This is a genomic window from Bradyrhizobium sp. CCBAU 11357, from assembly GCF_028128865.1.
In the GTDB taxonomy this organism is placed as follows: domain Bacteria; phylum Pseudomonadota; class Alphaproteobacteria; order Rhizobiales; family Xanthobacteraceae; genus Bradyrhizobium.
Genome location: NZ_LBJW01000111.1, coordinates 35,602 through 58,184, shown reverse-complemented (window position 1 = coordinate 58,184; position 22,583 = coordinate 35,602). Strand labels below are relative to the sequence as shown.

27 protein-coding genes are annotated in these 22,583 nt (G+C 65.6%); 6 read left to right on the top strand and 21 right to left on the bottom strand.

Going from position 1 to position 22,583, the window contains the following annotated elements; genetic code table 11:
* Positions 1–6: 6 nt before the first annotated feature.
* The 4 genes from XI05_RS32330 to XI05_RS32315 all read right to left on the bottom strand — a co-directional run bounded on the left by XI05_RS32330 (position 7) and on the right by XI05_RS32315 (position 2,826).
* On the bottom strand, positions 7–768 hold the full coding sequence (locus tag XI05_RS32330; RefSeq protein WP_172785154.1) for a metalloprotease: 762 nt from the start codon (positions 766–768) through the stop codon (positions 7–9).
* A gap of 11 nt (positions 769–779) precedes the next feature.
* A complete protein-coding gene (locus XI05_RS32325) occupies positions 780–1,325 on the bottom strand; it encodes a hypothetical protein (protein WP_271509494.1) in 546 nt (181 codons plus the stop codon).
* Between the two features lie 70 nt (positions 1,326–1,395).
* Positions 1,396–1,680 (bottom strand): hypothetical protein, encoded by a 285-nt coding sequence (locus XI05_RS32320; RefSeq protein ID WP_271509492.1) that lies wholly within the window; start codon positions 1,678–1,680, stop codon positions 1,396–1,398.
* Positions 1,681–1,683: 3 nt separating this feature from the next.
* A complete protein-coding gene (locus XI05_RS32315; RefSeq protein ID WP_271509490.1) occupies positions 1,684–2,826 on the bottom strand; it encodes a hypothetical protein in 1,143 nt (380 codons plus the stop codon).
* Between the two features lie 542 nt (positions 2,827–3,368).
* Here XI05_RS32315 and XI05_RS32310 point away from each other — a divergent pair.
* Positions 3,369–4,376, top strand: coding sequence for an LLM class flavin-dependent oxidoreductase (locus XI05_RS32310; protein WP_271509488.1), 1,008 nt, complete (start codon positions 3,369–3,371; stop codon positions 4,374–4,376).
* A 118-nt stretch (positions 4,377–4,494) separates the two neighbouring features.
* On the opposite strand, the gene XI05_RS32305 is transcribed toward XI05_RS32310, so the two are convergent.
* The 6 genes from XI05_RS32305 to XI05_RS32280 are packed head-to-tail and all read right to left on the bottom strand — an operon-like array spanning position 4,495 to position 9,109.
* The gene (locus XI05_RS32305) at positions 4,495–5,370 is read right to left on the bottom strand and encodes an amidohydrolase family protein (protein ID WP_271509485.1); all 876 of its coding nucleotides are present in this window, start codon (positions 5,368–5,370) and stop codon (positions 4,495–4,497) included.
* An 11-nt stretch (positions 5,371–5,381) separates the two neighbouring features.
* A complete protein-coding gene (locus XI05_RS32300) occupies positions 5,382–5,777 on the bottom strand; it encodes a RidA family protein (RefSeq protein ID WP_271509484.1) in 396 nt (131 codons plus the stop codon).
* Positions 5,778–5,802: 25 nt separating this feature from the next.
* Positions 5,803–6,606 carry a 2-oxo-hept-4-ene-1,7-dioate hydratase gene (hpaH, locus tag XI05_RS32295; protein WP_271509483.1) on the bottom strand — a complete coding sequence of 268 codons (804 nt, stop codon included), beginning with the start codon at positions 6,604–6,606 and terminating at the stop codon, positions 5,803–5,805.
* A 3-nt stretch (positions 6,607–6,609) separates the two neighbouring features.
* On the bottom strand, positions 6,610–7,470 hold the full coding sequence (locus tag XI05_RS32290; RefSeq protein WP_271509482.1) for a fumarylacetoacetate hydrolase family protein: 861 nt from the start codon (positions 7,468–7,470) through the stop codon (positions 6,610–6,612).
* Positions 7,471–7,522: 52 nt separating this feature from the next.
* Positions 7,523–8,140 (bottom strand): flavin reductase family protein, encoded by a 618-nt coding sequence (locus XI05_RS32285; protein WP_271509480.1) that lies wholly within the window; start codon positions 8,138–8,140, stop codon positions 7,523–7,525.
* Between the two features lie 3 nt (positions 8,141–8,143).
* The gene (locus tag XI05_RS32280; RefSeq protein WP_271509478.1) at positions 8,144–9,109 is read right to left on the bottom strand and encodes a Bug family tripartite tricarboxylate transporter substrate binding protein; all 966 of its coding nucleotides are present in this window, start codon (positions 9,107–9,109) and stop codon (positions 8,144–8,146) included.
* Positions 9,110–9,241: 132 nt separating this feature from the next.
* Here XI05_RS32280 and XI05_RS32275 point away from each other — a divergent pair, with 132 nt between their 5' ends.
* The 4 genes from XI05_RS32275 to XI05_RS32260 all read left to right on the top strand — a co-directional run bounded on the left by XI05_RS32275 (position 9,242) and on the right by XI05_RS32260 (position 12,955).
* Positions 9,242–10,042: an IclR family transcriptional regulator gene (locus XI05_RS32275; protein ID WP_271509476.1), complete on the top strand. Its 801-nt coding sequence runs from the start codon at positions 9,242–9,244 to the stop codon at positions 10,040–10,042.
* A 258-nt stretch (positions 10,043–10,300) separates the two neighbouring features.
* Positions 10,301–11,596 (top strand): O-acetylhomoserine aminocarboxypropyltransferase, encoded by a 1,296-nt coding sequence (locus XI05_RS32270; protein WP_271509474.1) that lies wholly within the window; start codon positions 10,301–10,303, stop codon positions 11,594–11,596.
* Positions 11,597–11,600: 4 nt separating this feature from the next.
* Positions 11,601–12,383, top strand: a complete 783-nt coding sequence (locus tag XI05_RS32265) for an alpha/beta fold hydrolase (protein WP_271509472.1) — start codon at positions 11,601–11,603, stop codon at positions 12,381–12,383.
* 68 nt (positions 12,384–12,451) lie between these two features.
* Positions 12,452–12,955 (top strand): DUF6496 domain-containing protein, encoded by a 504-nt coding sequence (locus XI05_RS32260; protein WP_271509470.1) that lies wholly within the window; start codon positions 12,452–12,454, stop codon positions 12,953–12,955.
* Between the two features lie 14 nt (positions 12,956–12,969).
* Here the strand turns inward: XI05_RS32260 and XI05_RS32255 are convergent, their stop codons facing one another.
* Together XI05_RS32255 and XI05_RS32250 are read right to left on the bottom strand one after the other, a co-directional pair.
* Positions 12,970–13,923 carry an aliphatic sulfonate ABC transporter substrate-binding protein gene (locus tag XI05_RS32255; RefSeq protein ID WP_271509468.1) on the bottom strand — a complete coding sequence of 318 codons (954 nt, stop codon included), beginning with the start codon at positions 13,921–13,923 and terminating at the stop codon, positions 12,970–12,972.
* A 21-nt stretch (positions 13,924–13,944) separates the two neighbouring features.
* The gene (locus XI05_RS32250; RefSeq protein WP_271509466.1) at positions 13,945–14,166 is read right to left on the bottom strand and encodes a hypothetical protein; all 222 of its coding nucleotides are present in this window, start codon (positions 14,164–14,166) and stop codon (positions 13,945–13,947) included.
* A 394-nt stretch (positions 14,167–14,560) separates the two neighbouring features.
* Between XI05_RS32250 and XI05_RS32245 the strand changes: the two genes are divergently transcribed.
* Positions 14,561–15,292, top strand: coding sequence for an SDR family NAD(P)-dependent oxidoreductase (locus tag XI05_RS32245; RefSeq protein WP_271509464.1), 732 nt, complete (start codon positions 14,561–14,563; stop codon positions 15,290–15,292).
* A 199-nt stretch (positions 15,293–15,491) separates the two neighbouring features.
* Here XI05_RS32245 and XI05_RS32240 read toward each other — a convergent pair whose 3' ends face one another.
* Genes XI05_RS32240 through phnG form a run of 9 tightly spaced genes read right to left on the bottom strand, consistent with a single transcriptional unit; the run spans position 15,492 to position 22,498 of the window.
* A complete protein-coding gene (locus tag XI05_RS32240; protein WP_271509462.1) occupies positions 15,492–16,103 on the bottom strand; it encodes a pyridoxamine 5'-phosphate oxidase family protein in 612 nt (203 codons plus the stop codon).
* Positions 16,104–16,115: 12 nt separating this feature from the next.
* Positions 16,116–16,727 (bottom strand): phosphonate metabolism protein/1,5-bisphosphokinase (PRPP-forming) PhnN, encoded by a 612-nt coding sequence (gene phnN / locus XI05_RS32235; RefSeq protein ID WP_271509460.1) that lies wholly within the window; start codon positions 16,725–16,727, stop codon positions 16,116–16,118.
* Positions 16,724–17,872 carry an alpha-D-ribose 1-methylphosphonate 5-triphosphate diphosphatase gene (locus tag XI05_RS32230; protein WP_271509458.1) on the bottom strand — a complete coding sequence of 383 codons (1,149 nt, stop codon included), beginning with the start codon at positions 17,870–17,872 and terminating at the stop codon, positions 16,724–16,726. Before XI05_RS32230 ends, phnN begins: the two co-directional genes overlap by 4 nt.
* A 12-nt stretch (positions 17,873–17,884) precedes the next feature.
* A complete protein-coding gene (phnL, locus tag XI05_RS32225) occupies positions 17,885–18,583 on the bottom strand; it encodes a phosphonate C-P lyase system protein PhnL (RefSeq protein ID WP_271509457.1) in 699 nt (232 codons plus the stop codon).
* A gap of 22 nt (positions 18,584–18,605) precedes the next feature.
* Positions 18,606–19,403: a phosphonate C-P lyase system protein PhnK gene (gene phnK, locus XI05_RS32220; protein WP_271509455.1), complete on the bottom strand. Its 798-nt coding sequence runs from the start codon at positions 19,401–19,403 to the stop codon at positions 18,606–18,608.
* Positions 19,396–20,292 carry an alpha-D-ribose 1-methylphosphonate 5-phosphate C-P-lyase PhnJ gene (locus XI05_RS32215; protein ID WP_271509453.1) on the bottom strand — a complete coding sequence of 299 codons (897 nt, stop codon included), beginning with the start codon at positions 20,290–20,292 and terminating at the stop codon, positions 19,396–19,398. The genes phnK and XI05_RS32215 overlap by 8 nt, the downstream gene beginning before the upstream one ends.
* A complete protein-coding gene (locus XI05_RS32210) occupies positions 20,289–21,404 on the bottom strand; it encodes a carbon-phosphorus lyase complex subunit PhnI (RefSeq protein WP_271509450.1) in 1,116 nt (371 codons plus the stop codon). The genes XI05_RS32215 and XI05_RS32210 overlap by 4 nt, the downstream gene beginning before the upstream one ends.
* Before the next feature lie 4 nt (positions 21,405–21,408).
* On the bottom strand, positions 21,409–22,017 hold the full coding sequence (gene phnH, locus XI05_RS32205) for a phosphonate C-P lyase system protein PhnH (RefSeq protein WP_271509448.1): 609 nt from the start codon (positions 22,015–22,017) through the stop codon (positions 21,409–21,411).
* Positions 22,018–22,021: 4 nt separating this feature from the next.
* Entirely contained in the window at positions 22,022–22,498 is a 477-nt protein-coding gene (phnG, locus tag XI05_RS32200) for a phosphonate C-P lyase system protein PhnG (RefSeq protein WP_271510065.1), read from the bottom strand.
* Between the last annotated feature and the right edge of the window lie 85 nt (positions 22,499–22,583).

Genomic DNA, 22,583 nt, shown 5'->3' with positions numbered 1-22,583 from the left:
GCCGCGTCAGAAGTTGTTCTTGACGAACTTCTCGCCGATATTGAGGGCGTCCAACAGCGACTTCCTGTCGTCGTGTCCGGTCTGATAACCCTTGACGATCGCCTTGCCGCGTTCCTCTGGGGTGCCGTGGTGTTTCGGGTGCTTGAGCATGTTGTCGCCCGCGTTGAATTGCGTCAGCGCAATCGCGGCGGCATTGAAGCTCGATTGCTGCAACTTGCGAACGCCTGCGAAGTAGCCGGCCAGGAAATCCGCATGCAGTTCCACCCGTTTGACGGTGGGCTGCCCCTCCAGGAGAATTTCGTCCACCCCCACCTTCCACTGCAGCACGTGTCCAAACTCGTGGGCGCAGATGCCGGCGACCGCCGCATCTCCCGCCTCGGGGTCGGCCATCAATTGCTTCAGGAGTCGTTGGCCGAACAGCACCGTGCCATCGGTCTCGGCCACGCGTTTCTCGCGCAATGCAAACGCATTCGGTGAGTCAAAGTCGTCGAAATAGGCGAAGCTCGGCGTGACGTTCAGACAGTCGGAAATCCGGACCAGCGTCTCTGCCAGCGCACGGTCGAATTCTTTGTCGCCCGATTTGGGAATTGACGGCCTCTCGCGCACGCTGCCGCCCTGCCCCTCAGGCTTGTTGCCGAGAATGTTGCCGGCTTCGCTCGCGGTCAGACTGCAGCCATAGGCCGGATTGTGGCGAGCGTCGGCGGCCACTGCCCCGATGCCGCCGAAGAGAAGAAGGCCGCAGCCGATGCAACATCTTCTTGTCAGCATCGCATGTCTCCCTAGCAGAGATTTGGAAATCTTCGACAGGCCTCCGAGGTGCCGCTTGTCTGGGGCGGGGCATTCGCCGGCGGATTTGGCACGCTTCCGGGAGTTGGAGCCGCGGTTTGCGGGAGCGGCACGGGTGGAGCCGGCAGGGACTGGGGCGTGGAGCCGATGTTGAAGTTCGCGTATTCGATCCGGTTGGTATAGAGGCTGATGCCCAAGAGCCAGGTCGACACGCCCTGCTGATGCTGCGCGACCAAGGAATAGACCGGTCCCGCAGGGAGCTGGGTCTGCCCGTTCAGCACGACATTGGTCACCTGCCCGAGTTGGACCAGTTGCGGGTAGACGCCGCTGTTGCCCGTCTGCATCGCGATCGTCTGCCAGAGCTGCGGGCCGTACCAGCTCCAATTCGGCGTGCCTGTCTGCAATTGCTGGATCACGGCCGTCAGGATTTGCCGCGGGTCCGCCTGCGCCGCCGCGGTCCGCGTCCCCTGCGTCTGAAGCAGGCAGGCCAACACGGCCGCGATCAAAAACCGGATCGATCCCTTCGACATCATCTGCATTCCCCTGCACCCCAAACTACGAAGCCAAAGCCGCCAGATGCACCGGCATCTCGATCGGTCAGTGAGCCGATCACCTGTTGATCTGCCCGGTCGAACTCCTGATATCCGGCACCGTCGAGGGCACGACGATCGGCCGCTCCGGGACTGGACGATCGACATCAGGAGCAATCCTGAACGTACTCGACCCGCCGCCCGTACCGGATCCCGACCCAATGTCGGAGCATTGGATCCTGCACGCCATCTTGCTTCGGTCGCAGTTGCAGCCTTCGGCGATCCGGCTGAACAACTCAGCGCGAGGCAGCTGAAACGCGATCAGCGCCAGACTGGCCAGCATCAGTGTCTTGCGTGTGCTCATCCTTCACTCCACAGGCTTCAATCGAACGCTCTTGAAACCGACCACGACCGGGCGCGGCAGCAGCGTATCCGGCAACAGCACGTTCGACGTCGCGCGGCGCTCGAACGCGATCGCCCCGCCCGGCGCACCGTTCGGGCCAGCCTGCGGCGCCGGAGCGGGGGATTGCGGCTTGCCGTCGCCGCTCGCGCCTGCAGCCACGGGGGCCGCCTGCGCGGCCGCCGCCGGCAATACAGCCTGCTGGTTCACCCCCACGTTCCCCCGCGTACCGCCATCCTCGCCCATGCTGGTTTGAATCGAGCGTGCCAGGAACACGCGGCTGACAAGCGCGAGCTCGACCGAGAAGCGCGGCCGCTCAACGCCAGTCTTGCGATCCTTCACCTTGTCGTCGATCCTCTTGCCGATCAGGATCGAAAGCTGTTTGCGCAACCCTTGCTGCGTGCAGAACCCTTTCGTCGCGTCATCTTCGCAGAAGTCGAGCAGCCGAAGCTCCGCCGGCACCGCCGGAACACCATAGGTTTCGGTGGCTGAAAACCTGACCTCGACAGTTTCGGTCGAGCTTGCATCGGCACCAAATCCGCCGCTCAACAACTGGGACATCGCGCTGGCGCTGCCGCTTGCCCGCTTCACATTGGTGATGGTGAAGCGCGGAAACAGCACGAGCGGAAGGGTGGTCCGGGTCGCGGGCGGCTTAAACAGCGAGTCGGTGGCGACCGTCTGCGGCCAGACCTGTCCGTCATGGTCAGGGCGGGCATTCGTGGCGGGGAATTGATAGACGGCCCGATAAGCATCCTCGATTTCCGAGGTCATATCGAGATGCAGCAATTTGATGGAGCGCCCCGCGAACGGCTCGTCCGTCGCCGAATCGCTGACCGCGTCGTCGGAGATCATCGCAAAGACATCGCCGACCTGGATGTCCTCGATGGGTGGATAGACCGGCTCGAAACCGAGTTTCTGGATCGCCTCGTTCCATTGCTTTGCGACCGAGAGCTTGGGCTGCTCGCCAGTCTCGGCCCAACGCACCAAAGCGAATGTCGCGGCTGCCACAACGATGAAGCCCGCCACCACAGTCCAGGTCTTGAAACCGTTCCTTGCCGGGGCAGGCGTGCCGCTCGCCGGAGGAGCCACTTCGCCCGGAGGACCACCCATGATCCAACTCTCTATTGTGCGGCGCAGCCTGGGGCCAGGACGCCTTGCCAAAACATTTTCCGCGAACCCAGCTTTACTGGTGCTCACTCACGATCGCCGCTCCATCGACAATCAATCGCGTCTCAGGATGCGGCTTCGTTCACAAAACAGGCCTTCAAACAATACGTGTCACTAAACATGAAACTCGCGATGGTTGCCACTGGCAATTCGCACAATTCCGGAGTTGGCGGTCCTGCCGCGCGGTTGGGGGCCGGGTCGTAATGACGCACGCAGGCCCTACCGTCGTCGTGGCCGTAGCTCGCCTGCAGGTTCCTGCTGCGCGAGAGGGAGATGGGGCTCCACAATTATGCCCGGCCAGCGCGCATCAGCGGCCACACCAGGGACGCTTGCCAGGCGCCTGAAAACGCCAGCTATTTCAATACGATCCATATCCATCCATGCTTGACCGACATGGTCGACCATTGCGCGGCGGCGCTAACATTCCCCTGGACGGGCACTAGATGTGAAGGGCCAATGCGCATCCACTCACCGGTACCCTCCCCATGATCCCCTTCTCCGTGCTCGACCTCGCCCCCATTCGCCAAGGCGGCGACGCGGCGCAGGCCTTCCGCAATTCGCTCGATCTGGCCCAGCACGCGGAGAGGTGGGGGTTCAAGCGGTTCTGGCTGGCCGAGCATCACAACATGACGGGCATCGCCAGCGCGGCGACGTCGGTCGTGATCGGACACGTCGCGGGCGGCACGAAGACGATCCGCGTCGGCTCCGGCGGGATCATGCTGCCGAACCACTCGCCGCTGGTCATCGCCGAGCAGTTCGGCACGCTGGAATCTCTCTATCCCGGACGGATCGATCTCGGGCTCGGGCGGGCGCCGGGCACCGACCAGTTCACCGCGCGGGCGCTGCGGCGCGACCTTGCCACCACGTCCGAGAAATTTCCGCATGACGTGCTGGAGCTGCAGGCGCTGCTCGGCGACGTGCAGCCGAACCAGGCGATCCGCGCCGTGCCCGGCATGGGGACCAAGGTGCCGCTGTGGATTTTGGGCTCGAGCACGTTTGGCGCGCAGCTTGCGGCGATGCTCGGCCTGCCATTCGCCTTTGCCTCGCATTTCGCGCCGCAGATGATGATGCCGGCGCTGCGCGAATATCGCGCGCGCTTCGAGCCCTCGGCGCAGCTCGACAAGCCCTATGCGATGGTCGGCGTCAACGTGTTCGCGGCCGAGAGCGACGCGGAGGCGCAGCGGATGTTCTCTTCGCTGCAGCAGCAGTTCATCAACCTGCGCCGCGGCACGCCCGGCCCGTTGCCGCCGCCGGTGGACGACATGGAGGCGCTGTGGTCGCCGGCTGAGAAGGCCATGGTGGGCCAATCGCTGTCATGCTCCGCGGTCGGCTCGCCCGATATGGTCGAAGCGAAGCTGAAGGCGCTGATCGCCGAGACCGGCGCGGACGAATTGATGACGACGGGGCAGATCTACGACCATTCCGCGCGGCTGCGCTCGTTCGAGATCGCAGCAGAGGTGAGGGACAGGTTGGCGAAGCAGCCGGTGGGGTGAGCGGGAGAATTGCGTCCGTCATTGCGAGCGCAGCGAAGCAATCCAGACTGCCACCGCAGCAAGCCTCTGGATTGCTTCGTCGCAAGAGCTCCTCGAATGACGACCGAGGGGGTTCGGTCTAATCCGCAAAGCCGAACAGCTTGGCCGGATTGTGCACCAGTATCTTCTCCAGCTCCGCCTGGTCGGGCGCGTAGCGGTACATCAGCTCGAGCAGATCGGCGTCGTTCGGCGGCTGCTTGACGGAGACCGGGTGCGGCCAGTCGCTGGCCCAGACGCAGCGATCGGGGGCGGCCTCGATATAGGCACGCGCGATCGGGATCACGTCGTCGTAAGGCGCGCCGGCCTTCGAGGTCTTCTCGCCGAGCGAGAGCATCACCCAGAAATTGCCCTTTCCGAGCAGCTCCAGCATCTTGCGCAGGTTCGGATCGCTCCTGCCGGCCTCGGGGTCAGGCCGCGCCATGTGGTCGATCAGCACGGGCACGTCAAGGTTCTCGTACTTGGCGACGCTGGAGACGATGCCGTCCTTCTCCGGCTGGATCTTGACGTACCAGCCGAGCTCGCGGATGCGGGCGATGGCGCGGGCGAAATCGGCGTCCGACAGCACGGCGCCGAGCTCCTGGCGGAAGCTGAAGCGGGCGCCGCGCACGCCGGCGTCGTGCAGCTTGGCGAGATAGGAGTCGCTGGCTTCCGCGAACACCAGCGCATTGGCGCAGCCGCGATAGTTCGGACCCATCGCTTTGAGCCCGTCCAGCACGACGGCGTGGTCGGCGCCATAGGTCGTGGTCTGCACGATGATGCCGCGCTCGATGCCGAGCGCCTTGTGCATGCGCAGCGCCGCTTCCCAGGTCGCGGTCGGCATCCGATAGGCAGCGCCGGGACGCTCCGGATATTTCTCGATCGGTCCCAGCACGTGGAACTGGCTGTCGATGGTCTTGGGCGGCGGCGCCTTGATCGGACGGCGCGGGTTGGGGTCGAACGGCAGATAGGTCGGCATAGAAGCGCTCCTCAGTCGATCACGGCGGTGAAATCGCACTGCACCAGCGCGCCGCCATCCATGTTGTCCATCGGCAGCGCGTGGCGTGCGGGGCGCGAATGCTCGTCCGGAAACATTTTCAGCCATTCGACATTGACCGGGCCGCGCTGTGAGCGGTCCTTCAGCCACACCGTCATCTTGATGATGTCGTCCGTGGTGCCGCCGGCGGCCTCCACCGTCGCCTTCATATGCGCGAACATGTTGGCGCATTGGGCATCTAAGCTTTCGGGCATCGCATTGGTCGCGGGATCGCGGCCGAGGATGACACCGGACATCACGAGATTGCCGATACGGCAGGCGTTCGGAATCGGGTTGACGTGCTTGAAGCCGCCGATGTGGATGCTCTTGCGCCGCGTGTGACCGCTCATGGTGCGCTCCCTGCTTGTTGTTGCTTCAGACGAACTGGCACGACACCGAACCGAAGGCGCCGTAGTCGGCATGGAAGGTGTCGCCGCGGCGGATGTCGACCGGACGCGTGAACGATCCCGCCAGCACCACCTCGCCGGCTTTGAGATGCTCGTCATGCGGCGCGAGGCGGTTGGCGAGCCAGGCGATGCCGTTGGCGGGGTGATTGAGCACGCCGGCGGCAAGGCCGGTCTCCTCGACCTCGCCGTTGCGGAACAGCAGCGCGCCGATCCAGCGCAGATCCGCATCCATCGGGCGGATCGGCCGGCCGCCGAGCACCAGCGCAGCATTCGCAGCGTTGTCCGAGATCGTGTCCATGACCTTGCGCGTCTTGCCCGTCTCGGGGTCGACGCGGTGCATCCGCGTCTCCAGAATCTCCAACGCGGGCGTGACGTAGTCGGTGGCGTTGAGCACGTCGAAGATGGTGCAGTCGGGTCCGCGCAGCGGCGCCTTCAGCACGAAGGCGAGCTCGACCTCGATCCTCGGCGCGAGGAAGCGGTCGAACGGAACAGGCGTGGCATCGGCGTAAAACATGTCGGCGAACAGCACGCCGTAGTCGGGCTCGTTGATGCCGACCGCGTTCTGCATCGCCTTCGAGGTCAGGCCGATCTTGTGGCCCTTGATGATGCGGCCGCGGCCGAGCTGGAGTCTGGTCCAGGCGCGCTGGACGGCGTAGGCGTCCTCGATGCTGAAATCGGGATATTCCTTGGTGAACATCGGGATCAGCGATTTGGTGCGCTCGGCTTCATCGAGGCGCGCGGCGAGGCGCTCGATCGTGGCAGTGTCCAGCATCACTTAGCTCTCCGCCGCGACGGTGTTGCGCAGTACGCCGATGCGGCTGGACTCGACCTCGACGACGTCGCCGACCTTCAGCCAGCGCGGCGGATCGAAGCGCGCGCCCGCGCCGGTCGGCGTGCCCGTCACGATCATGTCGCCGGGCTTGAGGGTGGCGAAGGTCGAGAGGTAGGAGATCAGGAAGTCGAACGGGAACATCAGCCGCTCGGTGGTGTCCTGCTGCCGCACCTCGCCGTTGACGCGCGTTGTGATGTCGTGGGGACCACGCGGGTCGAGCTCGTCCGCGGTGACGATCCACGGGCCGATGCTGCCGGAGCGGTCGAAGTTCTTGCCCTGCGTGACGTTGAACTTGCCGTGGCGCAGCCAGTCGCGGATCGTGCCCTCGTTGCACAGGGTCATGCCGAAGATGTGCGACCACGCTTTTTCGCGCGGAATGTGGCGACCGCCCTGCCCGATCACGATGACGAGCTCGCCTTCATAGTCGAGCTGGTCCGAAACCTTGGGCTTCTCGATCGGCTGGCTGGAGCCGGTCATCGAGGACATGCTGCGCACGAACAGGCTGGGGTATTTGGGCAGGTCCGAATTGTCTTTGTATTCCGCATTGCGCTCGGCGTAGTTGACGCCGATGCACCACAGCTTCTCCGGCGCCAGCACCGGCGGCAGCAGGACGAGCTGGTCGAGCGCATGGTCCGGCTGCTGTCCCGCGACGGCTTCCTGCGCGTCGGCGCGTGCGTTGGCTGCGATCAGCGCCTTCACGTCCGAATAGTCGCGGCCGATGCGCCTGGTCAGATCGACCACGCCGCCGTCCACGGCCGCGCCATAGCGCGCCTCGCCGTTCAGGAGATAGCTCAGCAGTCGCATTGGATGTCCTCCGATGATCTTGGGGCGGCGGCCGGCGATGAGCCCCGCGCGCTCAGTCTTTCGATTTGGGAGTCTGGAACACGCTGTTGAGCGTCACGATCTCGCCGAGCCGGGCGTAACGCGGGCCGCCGATGCGCGCGATCGGGTCGAGCGCCCTGGTCTCGACCTTGCCGTCGTTGACGAGGCCATCGCGCAAATGGAACAGCACGACCTCGCCGACGATGAGCCGGCTCTTGGCGTCACCGAATTCGAGACACTGCCGGAACCGGCACTCCATCGCGACCGGCGCGGCGGCGAGCCGCGGCACCTTGATGCGCTCGCTAGCGAGCGTTTCGAGCCCGAGATGCTCGACCTCGCTGATCTCAGGCGGATGCTCGACGGAGCTGTCGTGCAAGGCCTGCATCAGCGGGGTGTCGGCGATGTGGATCACATATTCCTCGGTATCGAGGATGTTGTGCGCGGTGTCCTTGTAGTCGGCGCCCTTGCGGCCGACGCTGATGGCGAGCATCGGCGGCTTCTGCGAGACGAAGGTGAAGGCGCTGAACGGGGCGAGATTGAGCACGCCCGTGGCTGACAAGCTCGTCACCCACGCGATCGGGCGCGGCACCACGATGCCGGTCATCAGACGGTAGATGCGCTCGGCGCCGAGCTCGGTGGGGTCGATCCGCATCGATCAATCCGCCCTGATATTGGCCTTGCGCACCACCGGAATCCACTTGGCGTCCTCGCGCTCGAGATAGGCCTTGAATTCGTCCGGCGTCATCGGCGTGGCTTCGCCGCCGAGCTTTTCGAACTTGTCGATCACGGCGGGATCCTTGAGAATCGCGACCAGCGTCTCGTGCAGCCTCTCGACTATGGGCGCCGGGGTGCCTGATGGCGCGAACAGGCCGGTGAAGGTCTGGCCGTCGAAGTCCTTGTAACCGAGCTCCGCGAAGGTCGGCACATCTGGCAGCGACTTCAATCGGTGCGGGCTGGTGACGGCGAGCGGACGGAACAGGCCGGCCTTGATGTGCTGGAGACTGACCGTGAGCTGGTCGAACGCGAACTGCACCTGGCCGCCCAGGAGATCGTTGATCGCCGGGGCGTTGCCGCGGTAATGCGCCGTGACCCATTGCAGCCCGAGGCTGGACTGCATCAGCTCGCTGAGCAGATGGTTGGTGGTGCCGGGGCCGGGCGAGGCCATGGTCAGCTTGCCGGGCTCGCGCCTGGTGAGATCGAGAAACTCCTTGAGCGTGGTCGCCTGCACCGACGGATGGACCTCGAGCACCAGCGGCGTCATCGAGATCGTCGAGATCGGAAGGAAATCCTTCTTCCAGTTATAGGCGTCGCGCTTGTTGATCTCGGTCGCGAACAGCACCGGGCCGTTGGCGCCGACGAACAGCGTGTAGCCGTCGGGCGCCGACTTGGCGAAGGCCTCGCCCGCGATCATGCCGCCGGCGCCGGCCTTGTTCTCGATGACAAAGGGCTGGCCGAGCTTTTCCTGGAGCTTGTCGGCGACGATACGCGCGGCGCTGTCGACATTGCCGCCGGCGGGATAAGGCACGATCAGCTTAACGTTGCGTGCCGGCCATTGCTGGCCAGAGGCGGGCCCGGCCAGCAGCGCAGTGAGGGCAGCTATGGCAATCCAGATTAATCGCATGTTAACCTCCCGGCGGCGCTTCCAATTCCATATCGGGCGCCGATGACTTTCGTGCATGGCACCCCGATCGGAGCGCAATCTCCAGATGCGCGCTTGCCCTGTCGAGGGAATTGTGGCGTTCTTGTCCATATTATGGACAAGAGACGCGCGACGAAATCCACCCGCAGCGCCGTGGAACCGCGACAAGGCGCGCAGGCGATCCGGCGTGCGCTCGCGGTGCTGCGCATTCTTGCCGCGGGGCGCGAGGACGGTGTGCCATTGGCCGAGGTGGTCCGCACCACGGGCCTCACCCGCCCGACCGTGCATCGCATCGTCCACGTGCTGATCGAGGAAGGCATCGTCGAGCGGCACGGCAGGAGCGGCCGCTACGCGATCGGCAACCAGGTGCCGGAGCTGGCGCTGGCGCGTCCCCGGCCCTCGCGGCTCCTGGTCGCGGCAACTCCGTCGCTGCAGCGCGCATCTGCCGAGATCGGCGACACGCTGTTCCTGACCGTGCGCACCGGCAACGACACGCTGTGCGTCGACCGCCGGATCGGGGTCTATCCGATCCAGGTGCTGTCGATCGAGGTCGGCGCGCGGCGGCCGCTCGGCGTCTCCAGCGCAGGCGTTGCCATCCTCGCCGCGATGTCGGCGCAGGAGGCGCGGAAGATCGTCGCGGCCAACGAGAAGCGGTTCGAGGCCTACCGGACCGACGTCGCGACCGTGCTCGGCGAGGTCACCGCCGCGCGGCGGCTCGGATACGGCCTGAGAGAGACCGGCCTGGTGCAGGGGACGAAATCGATATCGACCTGGATCAAGACGCCGGACGGCCAACCGGCTGCGGCGATGACAGTCTCCGCCGTTCGCACGCGGCTCGGCCCCCGCCGCGAGCAGGAGGTCGCGGAGATCTTGCTGCGGGAAGCCCGGATCATCGAGCAGGCGATCGGGGGCTAGCGCTGCGAGCCCCTTCTTCGCCTCTCCCCGCTTGCGGGGAGAGGCCGGAATTCGAGCGAAGCTTGAATTCCGGGTGAGGGGAGTCTCCGCGAGTCTAACTGCCACCGTTTTCGCGGAGAGAGCCCCTCACCCCAACCCTCTCCCCGTAAGAGCGGGGCGAGGGGGCGCACTGCCGCTGTCGCGCTGTCAATGGGCTGACTTGGCACATAGTTTTATGGCACAACGGCCGCGATCACCGACCGACCAACGAGGCCACGCATGCCCGCGCCGAAACCGCCTGCCTTCGAGACCCTGAGCCTGCATGCGGGCCAGCATCCGGATCCCACGACCGGCGCCCGGGCGGTGCCGATCTACCAGACCACGTCCTACGTGTTCCAGGATTCCGACCACGCCGCGGCGCTGTTCAATCTGGAGCGCGCCGGCCACATCTATACGCGCATCTCCAATCCGACCACCGGCGTGCTGGAGGAGCGGCTCGCTGCGCTCGAAGGCGGCGTCGGCGCCATCTGCACGGCGAGCGGCCAGGCGGCGCTGCACCTCGCCATCGCGACGCTGCTCAATGCCGGCGACCACATCGTGGCGTCGAGCTCGCTCTATGGCGGCACCATCAACCTGCTGGCGCACACGCTGCCGCGCTTCGGCATCACCACGACGTTCGTGAAACCGCGCGATCACGACGCATTCCGGTCGGCGATCAAGCCGAACACGAAGCTCGTGATCGGCGAGACCATCGGCAATCCTGGCCTCGAGGTGCTCGACATTCCGAAGGTTGCGGCGATCGCACATGAGGCAAAGATTCCGCTTCTGATCGACAACACCTTTGCCACCCCCTATCTCAGCCGCCCGATCGAGCTGGGTGCCGACATCGTCATGCATTCGGCGACGAAATGGATCGGCGGCCACGGCATCGCGATCGGCGGCGCCATCGTCGACGGCGGCCGCTTCGACTGGCGCGCATCGGGCAAGTTCGGCGTGCTGACGGAACCCTATGGCGGTTATCACGGCATCGTCTTCGACGAGCAGTTCGGCACAGCCGCCTTCATCATGCGCGCCCGCACCGAGGGCCTGCGCGATTTCGGGGCCTGCCTGTCGCCGACCAACGCGTTCCAGCTGCTCCAGGGCGTCGAGACGCTCGGCGTGCGCATGGACCGGCATATGCACAACACGCATCTGGTGTTGGAAGCGCTGAAGGCCAACAAGGCGGTGGACTGGGTGCTGCATCCCTCGCTCGAAGATCACACGGACTATCAACTGGCAAAGCAGCTGCTGCCGTGCGGCGCCGGTTCGATCGTCTCGTTCGGCATCAAGGGTGGCCGGCCGGCGGGGCGCAAGTTCATCGAGTCCCTGCGCATGATCAGCCATCTCGCCAATGTCGGCGACGCCAAGACGCTGGTGATCCATCCGGCCTCGACCACGCATCAGCAGATGGATGCCGAGCAGCTCAAGGCCGCCGGCATCGGCGAGGAGCTGGTGCGGCTCTCGGTCGGCATCGAGACCGCAAGCGACATCATCGACGACCTCAATCAAGCGCTGCGCATCTCGCAAAAGGCCTGACACCATGAAGCTCTCCGTCAACGGCACCGACGTGTTTGTCGCAACCGGCGGCCGCGACTTTGACAAATCCCTGCCCGCGGTCGTCTTCATCCACGGCGCCGGCTTCGATCATTCGACCTGGGCGCTGCATACGCGCTGGTTTGCCCATCACGGTTTTTCCGTTCTGGCGCCCGACCTGCCCGGCCACGGCCGCTCTACTGGGCCTTCGCTCGGCAGCATCGCGGAGATGGCCGACTGGACAGCAGCGCTGCTCGAAGCGGCGGGCGCTGCGAAGGCGCATCTGATCGGCCACTCCATGGGCTCGCTGATCTCGCTGGAAACGGCGGCGCGGCATCCGGACAAGGTGTCAGCGCTGAGCCTGATCGGTACTGCCGCGACCATGACGGTGGGTCCGGATCTCCTGAAGGCCGCCGAAGCCAACTCGCAGGATGCCAACGACATGGTCTCGATCTGGGGCCTCGGCTTCAACGCGGAGCTCGGCGGCAGCCTGGCGCCGGGCCTATGGATGCATGGCGGCGCGCAGGCGGTGCTCAGGGCATGCGAGCCGGGCGTGCTGTTCAGGGATCTGTCGGCCTGCAACTCCTATGCGAATGCGCTTGCCGCTGCAGCGAGCGTGAAGATGCCGACGACGCTGATCCTGGGCGAAAAGGACATGATGACGCCGGCCAAGGCGGGCAAGGCGCTCGCCGCCGCGATCCCGCATGCAAAGACCGTCGTGGTGCCCGGCGCCGGCCACATGATCATGGCCGAGCGGCCGGACGAGTTGCTGGCGGCGCTGCGGAACTAAACGGATCGATCTCCTGTCTTGCGCGTTGCGGTCAGACATCCCTCTCACTCAAGAAGGGGAACTCGACCATGCCGAGACAGGAAGTCATTCGCAAAGCGAGGCAAGACAAGCGCGCCGGCAAGTCGGCCAGCACGCAGGCCGGCGAATTCGTCAAGGACGAGATCGACAGGATCCGAAAAGGCAAGCACGGCGCGCGCTCGACCAAGCAGGCGATCGCGATCGGCCTCTCCGAGGCGCGCCGGGCCGGCGTCGATCTGCCGCCACCGCGCAAGGGACGCACCAAGAAGGCGACGCGCCGCAGCGCCAAATATGCCTATGAGGTCGGCCAGGGCAAACGCACGCCGAAGCGTCGGCCGAAAGTATCGCGCGCCGTCACGAACGTCCTGAAGAAGGAGCCGCGCTCCACGGCCTCGCGCGGCGCGCTGTCGAAACAGGCCAAACGTGCCGCAAGCCGCCGAACCGCAGCGTCCCGCTCGGCCGCGGCGCGGAAGGCGAGCCGCACCAAAGGCGCCAAGGTCCGCTCCGCTGCCGCCAGGAAGGCGGCGCGCACCAGGGCGCGCCGCCGGAGCTGATCAGTCGCGCCGGTTCAAGAACCCGGCGTCCACTTCCAGACGATGTCGGAGACGTTGACCGGCTTCGGGATCAGGCCCAGCTTTGCGAAGCGATCGGCGACCGCCTGCTGGCTCCTGACCACCTCGGCGTCGAGCGGCACTACGCGGAAGTTGGAGCGATCCACGAAACGCCTGACGGCCTCGATGTCGACGCCGGTCGCGTCTGCCTGGGCTTTGGCGACGTCCTCGTGGTGTTCGTTGGCCCAGACGCCTTCGGAGGCGAAGGTGGTGTTGAGCTTCGCGACCAACGAAGGATATTTATCGACGAAATCCGTGTTGGCGATATAGAAGGCATTCGGCTTGTGTACGTCCTTGTCGAAAGCGATGACGCGGGCGTTCTCCTTCAATTCGGCGAGCGCGAGATAGGGATCCCAGATCGACCAGGCGTCGACCGAGCCCTTCACGAAGGCCGCGGTCGCATCGGCAGGAGCAAGCGGCGCCGGCGTGATGTCGGACCAGGACAGGCCGGCCTTTTCGAGCGCAGCGACCAGCAGATTATGCGCGCTCGATCCCTTGCCGAAGGCTACGCGCTTGCCCTTGAGATCGGCGAGCGAGCGAATCGGCGAATCCTTCGGCACGATGATCGCCTGGGTGTTGCCGTCCGACTTCACCGCGGCGACGTAGCGGATCTTGGCTCCGCCGGCCTGCGCGAAGATCGGCGGGGAGTCGCCGACATAGCCGAAATCGACGCTGCCGACATTGATGGCCTCCAGCAGCGGCGGACCGAACTGGAAGTCGATCCACTTGATCTCGATGCCGAGCGGCTTGAAGGCGTTCTCGAGCGTCTGGCGCTGGCGCACCGCCGGGAAGTAGCCGCCCTTCTGCGTACCGATGCGGATCTCGGCCGGCTTGTCCTCAGCATGGGCGGGTGCAGCCAGGGCCGTCGCAAGCAACAGCGTCGTTGCCAGAATGTGTCGTCGATTGATCATAACGCGGTCCTTTCGGTGGGATCAGTTGGGAAAGAGTTGCGAGCTCGCGCGACGGCTACGCTCGGAGAACACCGCACGGGCGGCGCGCTCGGCCTCGCGGGCCGAACGGAACTGGCGGCCTTCGAGGCTGTCGAACAAGCGCTCGGAGGAGAAGAAGCGGAAGCCGCGTTCATCGCGCGTGATGATGCCGGCGGCGCGGTCGTGGATCTCGATGATGTAGGCGTTCGACTGGATCTGGGACATGACTGCTCGTTCGCCGAAGTTCGGCGTTTCCTGTCTTGGGATTTTCGGTGTGGGGTGCTGCTAGGACGTGGTCAGCAGCAACAACAGGCGCCCGTGGCCGCCGAGAAACAGCGCCGCGTCATGCACGCATGCATGTCGTTGGAATTGCGCTGGCGATCGGTTCTCATAATGCGGCTTCAGGCTCGATGAGCAGTTTTCGATGCCTCGAATATCGAGCGATCGGCAGGATTGGTCAATGAAATGGCTATCCATATTTATGGCGCGCGCGCTCGGGCGCTTCTCCCGCCGCAAGCACGGACAGACGGATTCATCTCGCGATGAGTTCAACGCGCGCGAAAGGCGGGCATGCTACGCTCGATGCATTCACAAGGCCCTGATTTGGGAGGTTCCAGGCATGGCGGTTGCTCTGAAGGGGCGCACGGCGCTCGTGACCGGCGGCTCGCGCGGCATTGGCGCAGCTGTCTGTCGTGCGTTGGCCGAAGCAGGTGCAGCGGTTGCGATCAACTGCCGCGAGAGAATCGGGCAAGCCGAGCAGCTGGCGGGCGAGATCGGCAAGCAGGGCGGCCGCGCCATCGTGGTCGCCGCCGACGTCTCGCAGCGCGAAGCCGTGGCTGATATGGTCGAGCGTGTCACGGCCGGGCTCGGGCCGATCGACATCCTGGTCAACAATGCCGGCATTGCGATCACGCGCGGCGTCGACGATCTGACCGAGGATGATTTCGACCGCACCATCCTGGTCAACCTGAAATCCGCTTTCCTGTGCACGCAGGCGGTGCTGCCATCGATGCGCGCGCGGACATGGGGCCGCATCGTCAACATCTCCTCAGGCGCAGCGCGCGGTGCCGGCTCGATCGGCCCGCACTACAATGCGTCAAAGGCAGGCATGGAGGGCCTGACGCGCGGCTATGCGGCGCGGCTGGTGAAGGAGGGCATCACCGTCAACGCCGTGGCGCCATCGCTGATCGAGACCGACATGATGAGCGGCCAGCTCCAGCTCGTCGGCCGCATCCCCCTCGGCCGCTTCGGCACGGCGGATGAGGTGGCGAAGGCCGTGATGCTGCTGGTCGACAATGCCTACATGACCGGACAGACCATCGCGCTGAGCGGCGGGATGGCGTTTAATTAGGGGCGTGGCGTGCGCTTTCGTCAAAGCTCGGGGAGTGCCGTAGGGTGGGCAAAGCGAAGCGTGCCCACCATTCGCGTGTGATTGGTGAGAATTCGTGGGCGCGGCGCAAGTGCGCCTTTGCCCACCCTACGATTTTGGACTCGCGGAAAAATAGCCGCCCATCCGTCTCGCCGCTACCGCCTGACGAGAGAGCGCGGGCTCACCACATCGTCGCGGCGGCGCGCTCGGGCCAGATCCGGTCGTACTCCGCACCGCCGACCTTGTTGTCGCTCATCTCCGCAAGAATCTGCCCCGGCGTCGGCAACGTCTTCGGATCGACGCGCTTGTCGGGATTCCAGAGATCGGCGCGAACGATGGCGCGGGCGCATTGGAAGTAGATCTCGTCCACGTTCATCACCATGACGCTGCGCGGCGCCTTCCCTTCGACCTTGAACGAGGCCAGCAGCTCCGGATCGATCGACAGATGCGCGCGGCCGTTGGCCCGCACCGCATTGCCCGAGCCGGGGATCAGGAACATCAGCGACACGCGCGGGTCGCGCACGATATTGCGCAAGGAATCGACCCGGTTGTTGCCGCGGCGGTCCGGCAGCATCAGCGTCTTGGGGTCGTGGATGCGGACGAAGCCAGACAGATCGCCGCGCGGCGAGCAGTCGATGCCCTCGGGGCCGATGGTGGCGAGCGCGGCGAACGGAGCCTTCTCGATGAAGATGCGGTAGAGCGGGGTGACGTGGTCGGCGACTTTCACGGTCGAGGCGTCATTGGTGGCGCCGTAGATGGCTTCCAGCTGTTCGATCGTTTCGATCACCGTCATTCCACACTCTCTCTATCGCGCCGACAACTCGTCTTGCCAGCCTTGATTCCTGATCACGCGTACCAGCTGGCGGCTGTGATAATCCGCGCTGCCGGCATTGAGGATGGTGACATCCGCCTGCGCCGACGCGTCGTCGACGCTGCGCGACAGCCGCTCGGCGATGTCGCCGTCACTTTTCCGGGCGCGCGCGGCAAGCCGCTGCGTCAGTACGTCCGGCGGCGCCGTGATCGCGACCACCACGACCTCGGCATAAGCCCGGCGCAAGGCTTCGATCACGGTGCGCGAGACGTTGACGACGATGGTGCGGCCCGCGCGGATGTCGTCGTTGATCTCCAGCGGCAGCGCGTAGGAATGCCCATGCGCCTCCCAGTGCACGGCGAAGTCGCCGTGCTCGCGCGCGCGGCGGAATTCGTCGGGGCTGACCGCGATATTGTCTTCATCGGCCGAGGACGCACGCGTCACGATGCGGCGCGGGAAGACGATGTCGGGATCGTCGCTGCAGGCTGCTTGCGCCAACCGCAGCAAGGTATCCTTGCCGGCGCCGCTGGGGCCGACCACGAGCACGAGCCGGCCGGGGCCGATCGCGCCCGTCTCGCCCTCGGCCGTGGTCATGGCCTCGCTCATGCCACGCGGTGTCCGTCGCGCCAGACGCTGCGGACCACGGGAACGTGGCCTGCGACATGGACGCGGATCAAATCGGCGCGCTTGCCGGTCGCGACCTCGCCGCGGTCGGTGAGGCCGACCGCCTCGGCGGGCGCTTTCGTCACGGTGCGAACCGCTGCCGGAAGGCTGATCGCGGGCACATGCTCGGGCAATTGCAGCGCGGCCATCAAAAGGCTCGACGGGATGTAATCCGACGACAGGATGTCGAGCAGGCCTTCGCGGGCGAGATCGACCGCGGCGATGTTGCCGGAGTGCGAGCCGCCGCGCACGACGTTGGGCGCGCCCATCAGGATATCGATGCCGGCCTGGTGCAGGCCGCGTGCGGCCTCCAGCGTGGTCGGGAATTCCGCGACCGACACGCGGTCGCGCACGGCGTCCGCGACGTTCTCCTCGGTGGTGTCGTCGTGGCTCGCCAGCGGAATGTTGTACTGATGCGCCAGCGCCACGATCTCGCGCATGTTCGCCGCGGCATAGAGCCTCTGATATTCGAAACGCTTTGCGAACAATTCGTCGAGCTCGGCATCGGTCTTGCCGCCGCCCTTGCCGCGGTAATAGTCACGCAGCTTGACCTCGTCGCGGAACTGGCGCTGGCCCGGCGTGTGGTCCATCAGCGACATCAGCTTGACGTCGGGACGGTCGATCAGCTCCTTGGCCTCCTCGACCACGCTCGGCATCGGGATCTCGCAGCGCAGATGCAGGAAGTGATCGGCGCGCAGCAGGTTGGCCTCGCGCGCATTGGTGATCGCGGCGGCGAGCACGCCGGCGCGGCCGTCGACCTCCTCGGCGCCGTCCTCGCGCCAGACCCGGAGCGAATCGAACACGGTGGTGATGCCCGAGGTCGCAAGCTGGCCGTCATAGGAGATGACGGCGGCGACCGGATTCCAGAACACCTTCGGGCGCGGCACGTAATGCGCTTCGAGATGGTCGGTGTGGAGCTCGATCAGGCCGGGCATGATCAGATCGCCGCCGGCATCCTCGGCGCCCGCGGGCGCCCTCCCCTCGCCGACCTCCGCAATGCGGCCGTCGGCAAGCGCGAGCCAGCCCTGCTCGATCACCCGGTCAGCCAGCACGATCCTGGCATTGGCGATCACGGATTCCTTCTTCATTTCCCCATTCCTTCAGGCCGCGGCGGCAAAGCTGGTGACGTCGACGATGCGGTCGGCAATCAGATGACGGATTTCGTCGTCATGGACAATGGCGACCATGGCGACGCCCTGATGTTTCTTTTCAGCGACCAGCTCGACCACCACGGCGCGATTGGCGGCATCCAGCGAGGCCGTCGGCTCGTCGAGCAGCAGGATCGGCAGGTCCGAGATGAAGCCGCGCGCGATGTTGACGCGCTGCTGCTCGCCGCCGGAGAAGGTCGCGGGCGGCAGCTGCCAAAGTCGCTCGGGGATGTTGAGGCGATGCAGCAATTCGCCGGCGCGCGCCTGTGCATCAGTCCGGCTCATGCCGTTCACGATCAGCGGCTCCGCGACGACGTCGATGGTCGCAACCCGCGGCACGGCCCGCAAGAACTGGCTGACATAGCCGATCGTGGAACGGCGGATATTGAGCACCTGACGCGGCTCGGCGGTGGCGAGATCGACCACCTTGCCGCGATGGCGGATGCTGATCCGGCCGCTGTCGCAGCGGTAATTGCCGAAGATCATCTTCAGGATCGACGACTTGCCGGCGCCGGATGGGCCCGACAGCACGACGCACTCGCCGGGATTGACCTGGAAGGTCACGCCGCGCACCACCGGCAGCTCGATGCCGCCCTGCAGGTGCATCGTGAAGGTCTTGCCGGCGTCGGTGATGTCGATCATGGCGGTCATTGGAGGGCTCATATCGTAAAGTTCATGGCGGCAGGATCGAGGAGACGAGGAGCTGGGTATAGGGCTCGCGCGGATCGTCGAGCACCTGATCGGTCAGGCCGGTCTCGATGACGCGGCCGCCTTTCATCACCATCACGCGGTGCGACAGGAGGCGCGCCACCGCGAGATCGTGGGTGACGATGACGACCGCGAGATTCAGCTCGGCGACGAGGCTGCGCAACAGGTCGAGCAGGCGCGCCTGCACCGAGACGTCAAGTCCGCCGGTCGGCTCGTCCATGAACACGAGCCGCGGCTCGGTGACGAGGTTGCGGGCGATCTGCAGGCGCTGGCGCATGCCGCCGGAATAGGTGCGCGGCGCATCGTCGATGCGCGCTGTGTCGATCTCGACGCGGGTGAGCCAGTCGGAGGCGGTGTCGCGGATACGGCCGTAATGATTCCAGCCCACCGCCATCAGCCGCTCGCCGACATTGGCGCCGGCGGAGACCGCCATGCGCAGGCCCTGCGCGGGATCCTGGTGCACGAAACCCCAGTCGGTGCGGAACAGGAAGCGCCGTTCGGCTTCGCCCAGCGTCGCAAGATCGCGGGTGACGCCGTCGCGCATCCGGTACGACACGTGGCCTGCGGTCGGCGTGAGCTGGCCCGACAGCATCTGCAGCAGCGTCGACTTGCCCGAGCCGGATTCGCCGACGATTGCCAGCACCTCGCCGGGATACAGCGAGAACGACACATCGCGGCAGGCATTGATGCGGCCGAACGATTTGCTGAGGGATGTTGCGACCAGCAGCGGCTCGTCGTTGTCGAGCAAATCCTGATTAGCCATTCGCGGCCTCCTGTGCCTTCTCCTTGTACGGCGCGGCACTGAGGCTGCCGTGGTGGCCAGCGGCCTGGCGGCCCTCGCAATAATCGGTGTCCGAGCAGACGAACATGCGGCCGCCCTTGTCGTCGGTCACGATCTCGTCGAGATACGAATTCTCCGCCCCGCACAGCGCGCAGGGCGCATTGAAGCGGTAGGGCTCGAACGGGTGATCCTCGAAATCGAGCGACACCACCTGGGTGTAGGGCGGGATCGCGTAGATGCGTTTCTCGCGGCCGGCGCCGAACAATTGCAGCGCCGGGCTATTGTCCATCTTGGGATTGTCGAATTTCGGCGTCGGCGACGGGTCCATCACGTAGCGCGCATTGACCTTCACCGGATAGGCATAGGCGGTGGCGATATGGCCGAAGCGGGCGATGTCCTCGTAGAGCTTCACATGCATCAGGCCGTATTCGGCGAGCGCGTGCATGCGCCGGGTCTCGGTCTCGCGCGGCTCGAGGAAGCGCAACGGCTCCGGGATCGGCACCTGGTAGACCAGCACCTGGTTCGCGTTCAGCGCCGTCTCCGGGATGCGGTGGCGGGTCTGGATCACGGTTGCCTCGTCCGTCGCCGTGGTCGTCGCAACGCCCGCGGTCTTGGCGAAGAATTTGCGGATCGAGATCGCGTTGGTGGTGTCGTCCGAACCCTGGTCGATCACCTTCAGCACGTCCTGGGGCCCGAGGATCGCGGCGGTGACCTGCACGCCGCCGGTGCCCCAGCCGTAGGGCATCGGCATTTCGCGGCTGGCGAACGGCACCTGATAGCCGGGGATCGCGATCGCCTTCAGGATCGCGCGGCGGATCATGCGCTTGGTCTGCTCGTCGAGATAGGCAAAGTTGTAGGCGGGCGCGTTCATTCCGCGGCCTCCTTCATGGCATCGGGCGTGTTGGCCTCGGCGAACGCTTTAGAGAACTCTTGGCGCAGCTTGCGCAAGAGGCCGAGCTCGGACTGGAAGTCGACATAGTGCGGCAGCTTCAGGTGCTCGACGAAGCCGGTCGCCTGGACATTGTCCGAATGCGACATCACGAACTCTTCGTCCTGCGCGGGGGCAAGCGCCTCCTCGCCGAGCTCACGGGCGCGCAACGCGCGATCGACCAGCGCCATCGACATGGTCTTGCGCTCGCTCTGGCCGAAGGCGAGGCCATAGCCGCGGGTGAAGCACGGCGCCTCGATCGCGGAGCCCTTGAACTGGTTGACCATCTGGCACTCGGTCAGCTCGATCGCGCCGAGCGGCACGGCGAAGCCGACGTCTTCCGCGACAAAGTCGACCTCGACCTCACCGAAGCGGATCTCGCCGACAAAGGGGTGGTTGCGGCCGTAGCCGCGCTGGGTGGAATAGCCCATCGCGAGCAGAAAGCCTTCGTCACCGCGCGCAAGATTTTGCAAACGCAAATCGCGATCCGCGGGGAAATTCAGCGGCTCGCGGGTGAGATCGCCGACGCTGGCGCCGTCCGCGGCCTCAGGCGATGATTCGATCAGCCCGTCGCGGCCGAGAATGTCGGTCACGCGCGGGGTCGGCGCAGTCGAGGCTTCGGCTATCGCTGGAGCTTCCGGCACAAAGCCTTCGGCGAGCGAGGGATCGAGCAGGCGGTGCGTGTAATCGAAGGTCGGACCCAGAATCTGCCCGCCGGGAATGTCCTTGAAGGTCGCCGACACCCGCCGCTGCACCCGCATCGCGCCGGTGTCGACGGGCTCGCTGGCACCGAAACGCGGCAGCGTGGCGCGAAAGGCGCGAACCAGAAAGATCGCCTCGATCAAATCGCCGCGCGCCTGCTTGATCGCAAGCGAAGCGAGCTCGCGGTCATAGAGCGAGCCTTCGCTCATGACGCGATCGACGGCAAGGCCGAGCTGCTCCGCGATCTGATCGAGGGAGATTTCCGCAACGTCTTGGTCGCCGCGCCGCTTATGCGCGAGCAGGCGATGGGCGTTCTCGATGGCGCGTTCGCCGCCTTTGACTGCGACATACATGCTTTCAGCTTCCCTTGCTCACGACGCGCGTGGTGCGGGGGATCGCGACCACGGCGTCATCGGCGACCAGCACCACATCGATGCCGCGCGGAAACAGCGCTTCGTTCATATGCAGGCGCTCGAACAGGTCGAAAGGCTTGATCGACGCCCGCAGCGTGGCGACCCCATCGATGCCGGGGCCGCGCAGCTCGAAGCTCCGCCCGGAGGCGAGGCTGTCGACCTGGATGATCACGGTCGTCGAACGGTCCGGATACTCGCTCGTGCCGAGCGCGAAGCGCTCGAGCGAAGGCAGCGCACCGCCCTCGCCGATGAGCGCGAACGAGGCGATCGATGAATCCTGCACGACCGGCGCGCCGGTGTGGAACTTGAGCCACGTCGTCACGTCCGCGCTCTCCGCCATCCGCGCATCGAGCCAGAGCGGCGTGTCGTGGTCGAACAGCGTCAGCGCGATCGCGGCGGTGCCGCGCATCATCGTATCAGGCGTCCCGGCCATCGGCACGATGCGCTGGACCGAGCCCGGCCGCGCCATGGCGTCCATGACCGAGCGAAAGGTCGATTGCGCCGACAGCACCTTGTCGGCGAAACCCGGCGGCAGTTCCGCAATCGTGGTCATGATCTCACCCCTCACCGCGCACCATGGTGTAGAAATCAACCTTCGTCGCAGCGGTCGCTTCCGCCGCCTGCTTGCGCCTGACCATAAGCTGCTCGCGCAACGGCGCGATAACGTTGCGCTCCACCGCTCCGCCGAAATCGCGGGACTGCACCAGCGCATCGCACAGTGCGATCAACCGCGCCTTCTCACTATCGCGGCCGAGCGTGTAGCCGAACCCGACCTCGCCGCTCGCAAGCCGCACCGCGGCGCGCGACACCGTGGCTTCGCCGAGATTGAACGGCGCGCCGTCGCCGCCAACCCGCCCGCGCAGCATGACGAGGCCGCTCTCCGGCGTGCGCAGATCCTGATGGTCCGGCAAAGGCAGGTCCGAGGCCAAGTCGCGGAGGCGAGCGGCGATCTCGCCCGCCTCCGCGTGCGCCAGCACCGCCATTGCGGCCTTGCGCTGGGCTTGCTGGTTGTTGTGCTGGGTCACCTGGTCCACCGAACCTTTTGACAGAACTTGCCGCATCGAAGTTGTCTATGATAATAGACAACTTCATAAGGACGCGCCATGACTGTTTCGTGAC

What these genes read in the sequence shown, in the direction of transcription:
- XI05_RS32330 (WP_172785154.1), bottom strand. Translation starts at nt 768, where the DNA reads ATGCTGACAAGAAGATGTTGCATCGGCTGCGGCCTTCTTCTCTTCGGC.
- XI05_RS32325 (WP_271509494.1), bottom strand. Translation starts at nt 1,325, where the DNA reads ATGCAGATGATGTCGAAGGGATCGATCCGGTTTTTGATCGCGGCCGTG.
- XI05_RS32320 (WP_271509492.1), bottom strand. Translation starts at nt 1,680, where the DNA reads ATGAGCACACGCAAGACACTGATGCTGGCCAGTCTGGCGCTGATCGCG.
- XI05_RS32315 (WP_271509490.1), bottom strand. Translation starts at nt 2,826, where the DNA reads ATGGGTGGTCCTCCGGGCGAAGTGGCTCCTCCGGCGAGCGGCACGCCT.
- XI05_RS32310 (WP_271509488.1), top strand. Translation starts at nt 3,369, where the DNA reads ATGATCCCCTTCTCCGTGCTCGACCTCGCCCCCATTCGCCAAGGCGGC.
- XI05_RS32305 (WP_271509485.1), bottom strand. Translation starts at nt 5,370, where the DNA reads ATGCCGACCTATCTGCCGTTCGACCCCAACCCGCGCCGTCCGATCAAG.
- XI05_RS32300 (WP_271509484.1), bottom strand. Translation starts at nt 5,777, where the DNA reads ATGAGCGGTCACACGCGGCGCAAGAGCATCCACATCGGCGGCTTCAAG.
- hpaH (WP_271509483.1), bottom strand. Translation starts at nt 6,606, where the DNA reads ATGCTGGACACTGCCACGATCGAGCGCCTCGCCGCGCGCCTCGATGAA.
- XI05_RS32290 (WP_271509482.1), bottom strand. Translation starts at nt 7,470, where the DNA reads ATGCGACTGCTGAGCTATCTCCTGAACGGCGAGGCGCGCTATGGCGCG.
- XI05_RS32285 (WP_271509480.1), bottom strand. Translation starts at nt 8,140, where the DNA reads ATGCGGATCGACCCCACCGAGCTCGGCGCCGAGCGCATCTACCGTCTG.
- XI05_RS32280 (WP_271509478.1), bottom strand. Translation starts at nt 9,109, where the DNA reads ATGCGATTAATCTGGATTGCCATAGCTGCCCTCACTGCGCTGCTGGCC.
- XI05_RS32275 (WP_271509476.1), top strand. Translation starts at nt 9,242, where the DNA reads ATGGACAAGAGACGCGCGACGAAATCCACCCGCAGCGCCGTGGAACCG.
- XI05_RS32270 (WP_271509474.1), top strand. Translation starts at nt 10,301, where the DNA reads ATGCCCGCGCCGAAACCGCCTGCCTTCGAGACCCTGAGCCTGCATGCG.
- XI05_RS32265 (WP_271509472.1), top strand. Translation starts at nt 11,601, where the DNA reads ATGAAGCTCTCCGTCAACGGCACCGACGTGTTTGTCGCAACCGGCGGC.
- XI05_RS32260 (WP_271509470.1), top strand. Translation starts at nt 12,452, where the DNA reads ATGCCGAGACAGGAAGTCATTCGCAAAGCGAGGCAAGACAAGCGCGCC.
- XI05_RS32255 (WP_271509468.1), bottom strand. Translation starts at nt 13,923, where the DNA reads ATGATCAATCGACGACACATTCTGGCAACGACGCTGTTGCTTGCGACG.
- XI05_RS32250 (WP_271509466.1), bottom strand. Translation starts at nt 14,166, where the DNA reads ATGTCCCAGATCCAGTCGAACGCCTACATCATCGAGATCCACGACCGC.
- XI05_RS32245 (WP_271509464.1), top strand. Translation starts at nt 14,561, where the DNA reads ATGGCGGTTGCTCTGAAGGGGCGCACGGCGCTCGTGACCGGCGGCTCG.
- XI05_RS32240 (WP_271509462.1), bottom strand. Translation starts at nt 16,103, where the DNA reads ATGACGGTGATCGAAACGATCGAACAGCTGGAAGCCATCTACGGCGCC.
- phnN (WP_271509460.1), bottom strand. Translation starts at nt 16,727, where the DNA reads ATGAGCGAGGCCATGACCACGGCCGAGGGCGAGACGGGCGCGATCGGC.
- XI05_RS32230 (WP_271509458.1), bottom strand. Translation starts at nt 17,872, where the DNA reads ATGAAGAAGGAATCCGTGATCGCCAATGCCAGGATCGTGCTGGCTGAC.
- phnL (WP_271509457.1), bottom strand. Translation starts at nt 18,583, where the DNA reads ATGACCGCCATGATCGACATCACCGACGCCGGCAAGACCTTCACGATG.
- phnK (WP_271509455.1), bottom strand. Translation starts at nt 19,403, where the DNA reads ATGGCTAATCAGGATTTGCTCGACAACGACGAGCCGCTGCTGGTCGCA.
- XI05_RS32215 (WP_271509453.1), bottom strand. Translation starts at nt 20,292, where the DNA reads ATGAACGCGCCCGCCTACAACTTTGCCTATCTCGACGAGCAGACCAAG.
- XI05_RS32210 (WP_271509450.1), bottom strand. Translation starts at nt 21,404, where the DNA reads ATGTATGTCGCAGTCAAAGGCGGCGAACGCGCCATCGAGAACGCCCAT.
- phnH (WP_271509448.1), bottom strand. Translation starts at nt 22,017, where the DNA reads ATGACCACGATTGCGGAACTGCCGCCGGGTTTCGCCGACAAGGTGCTG.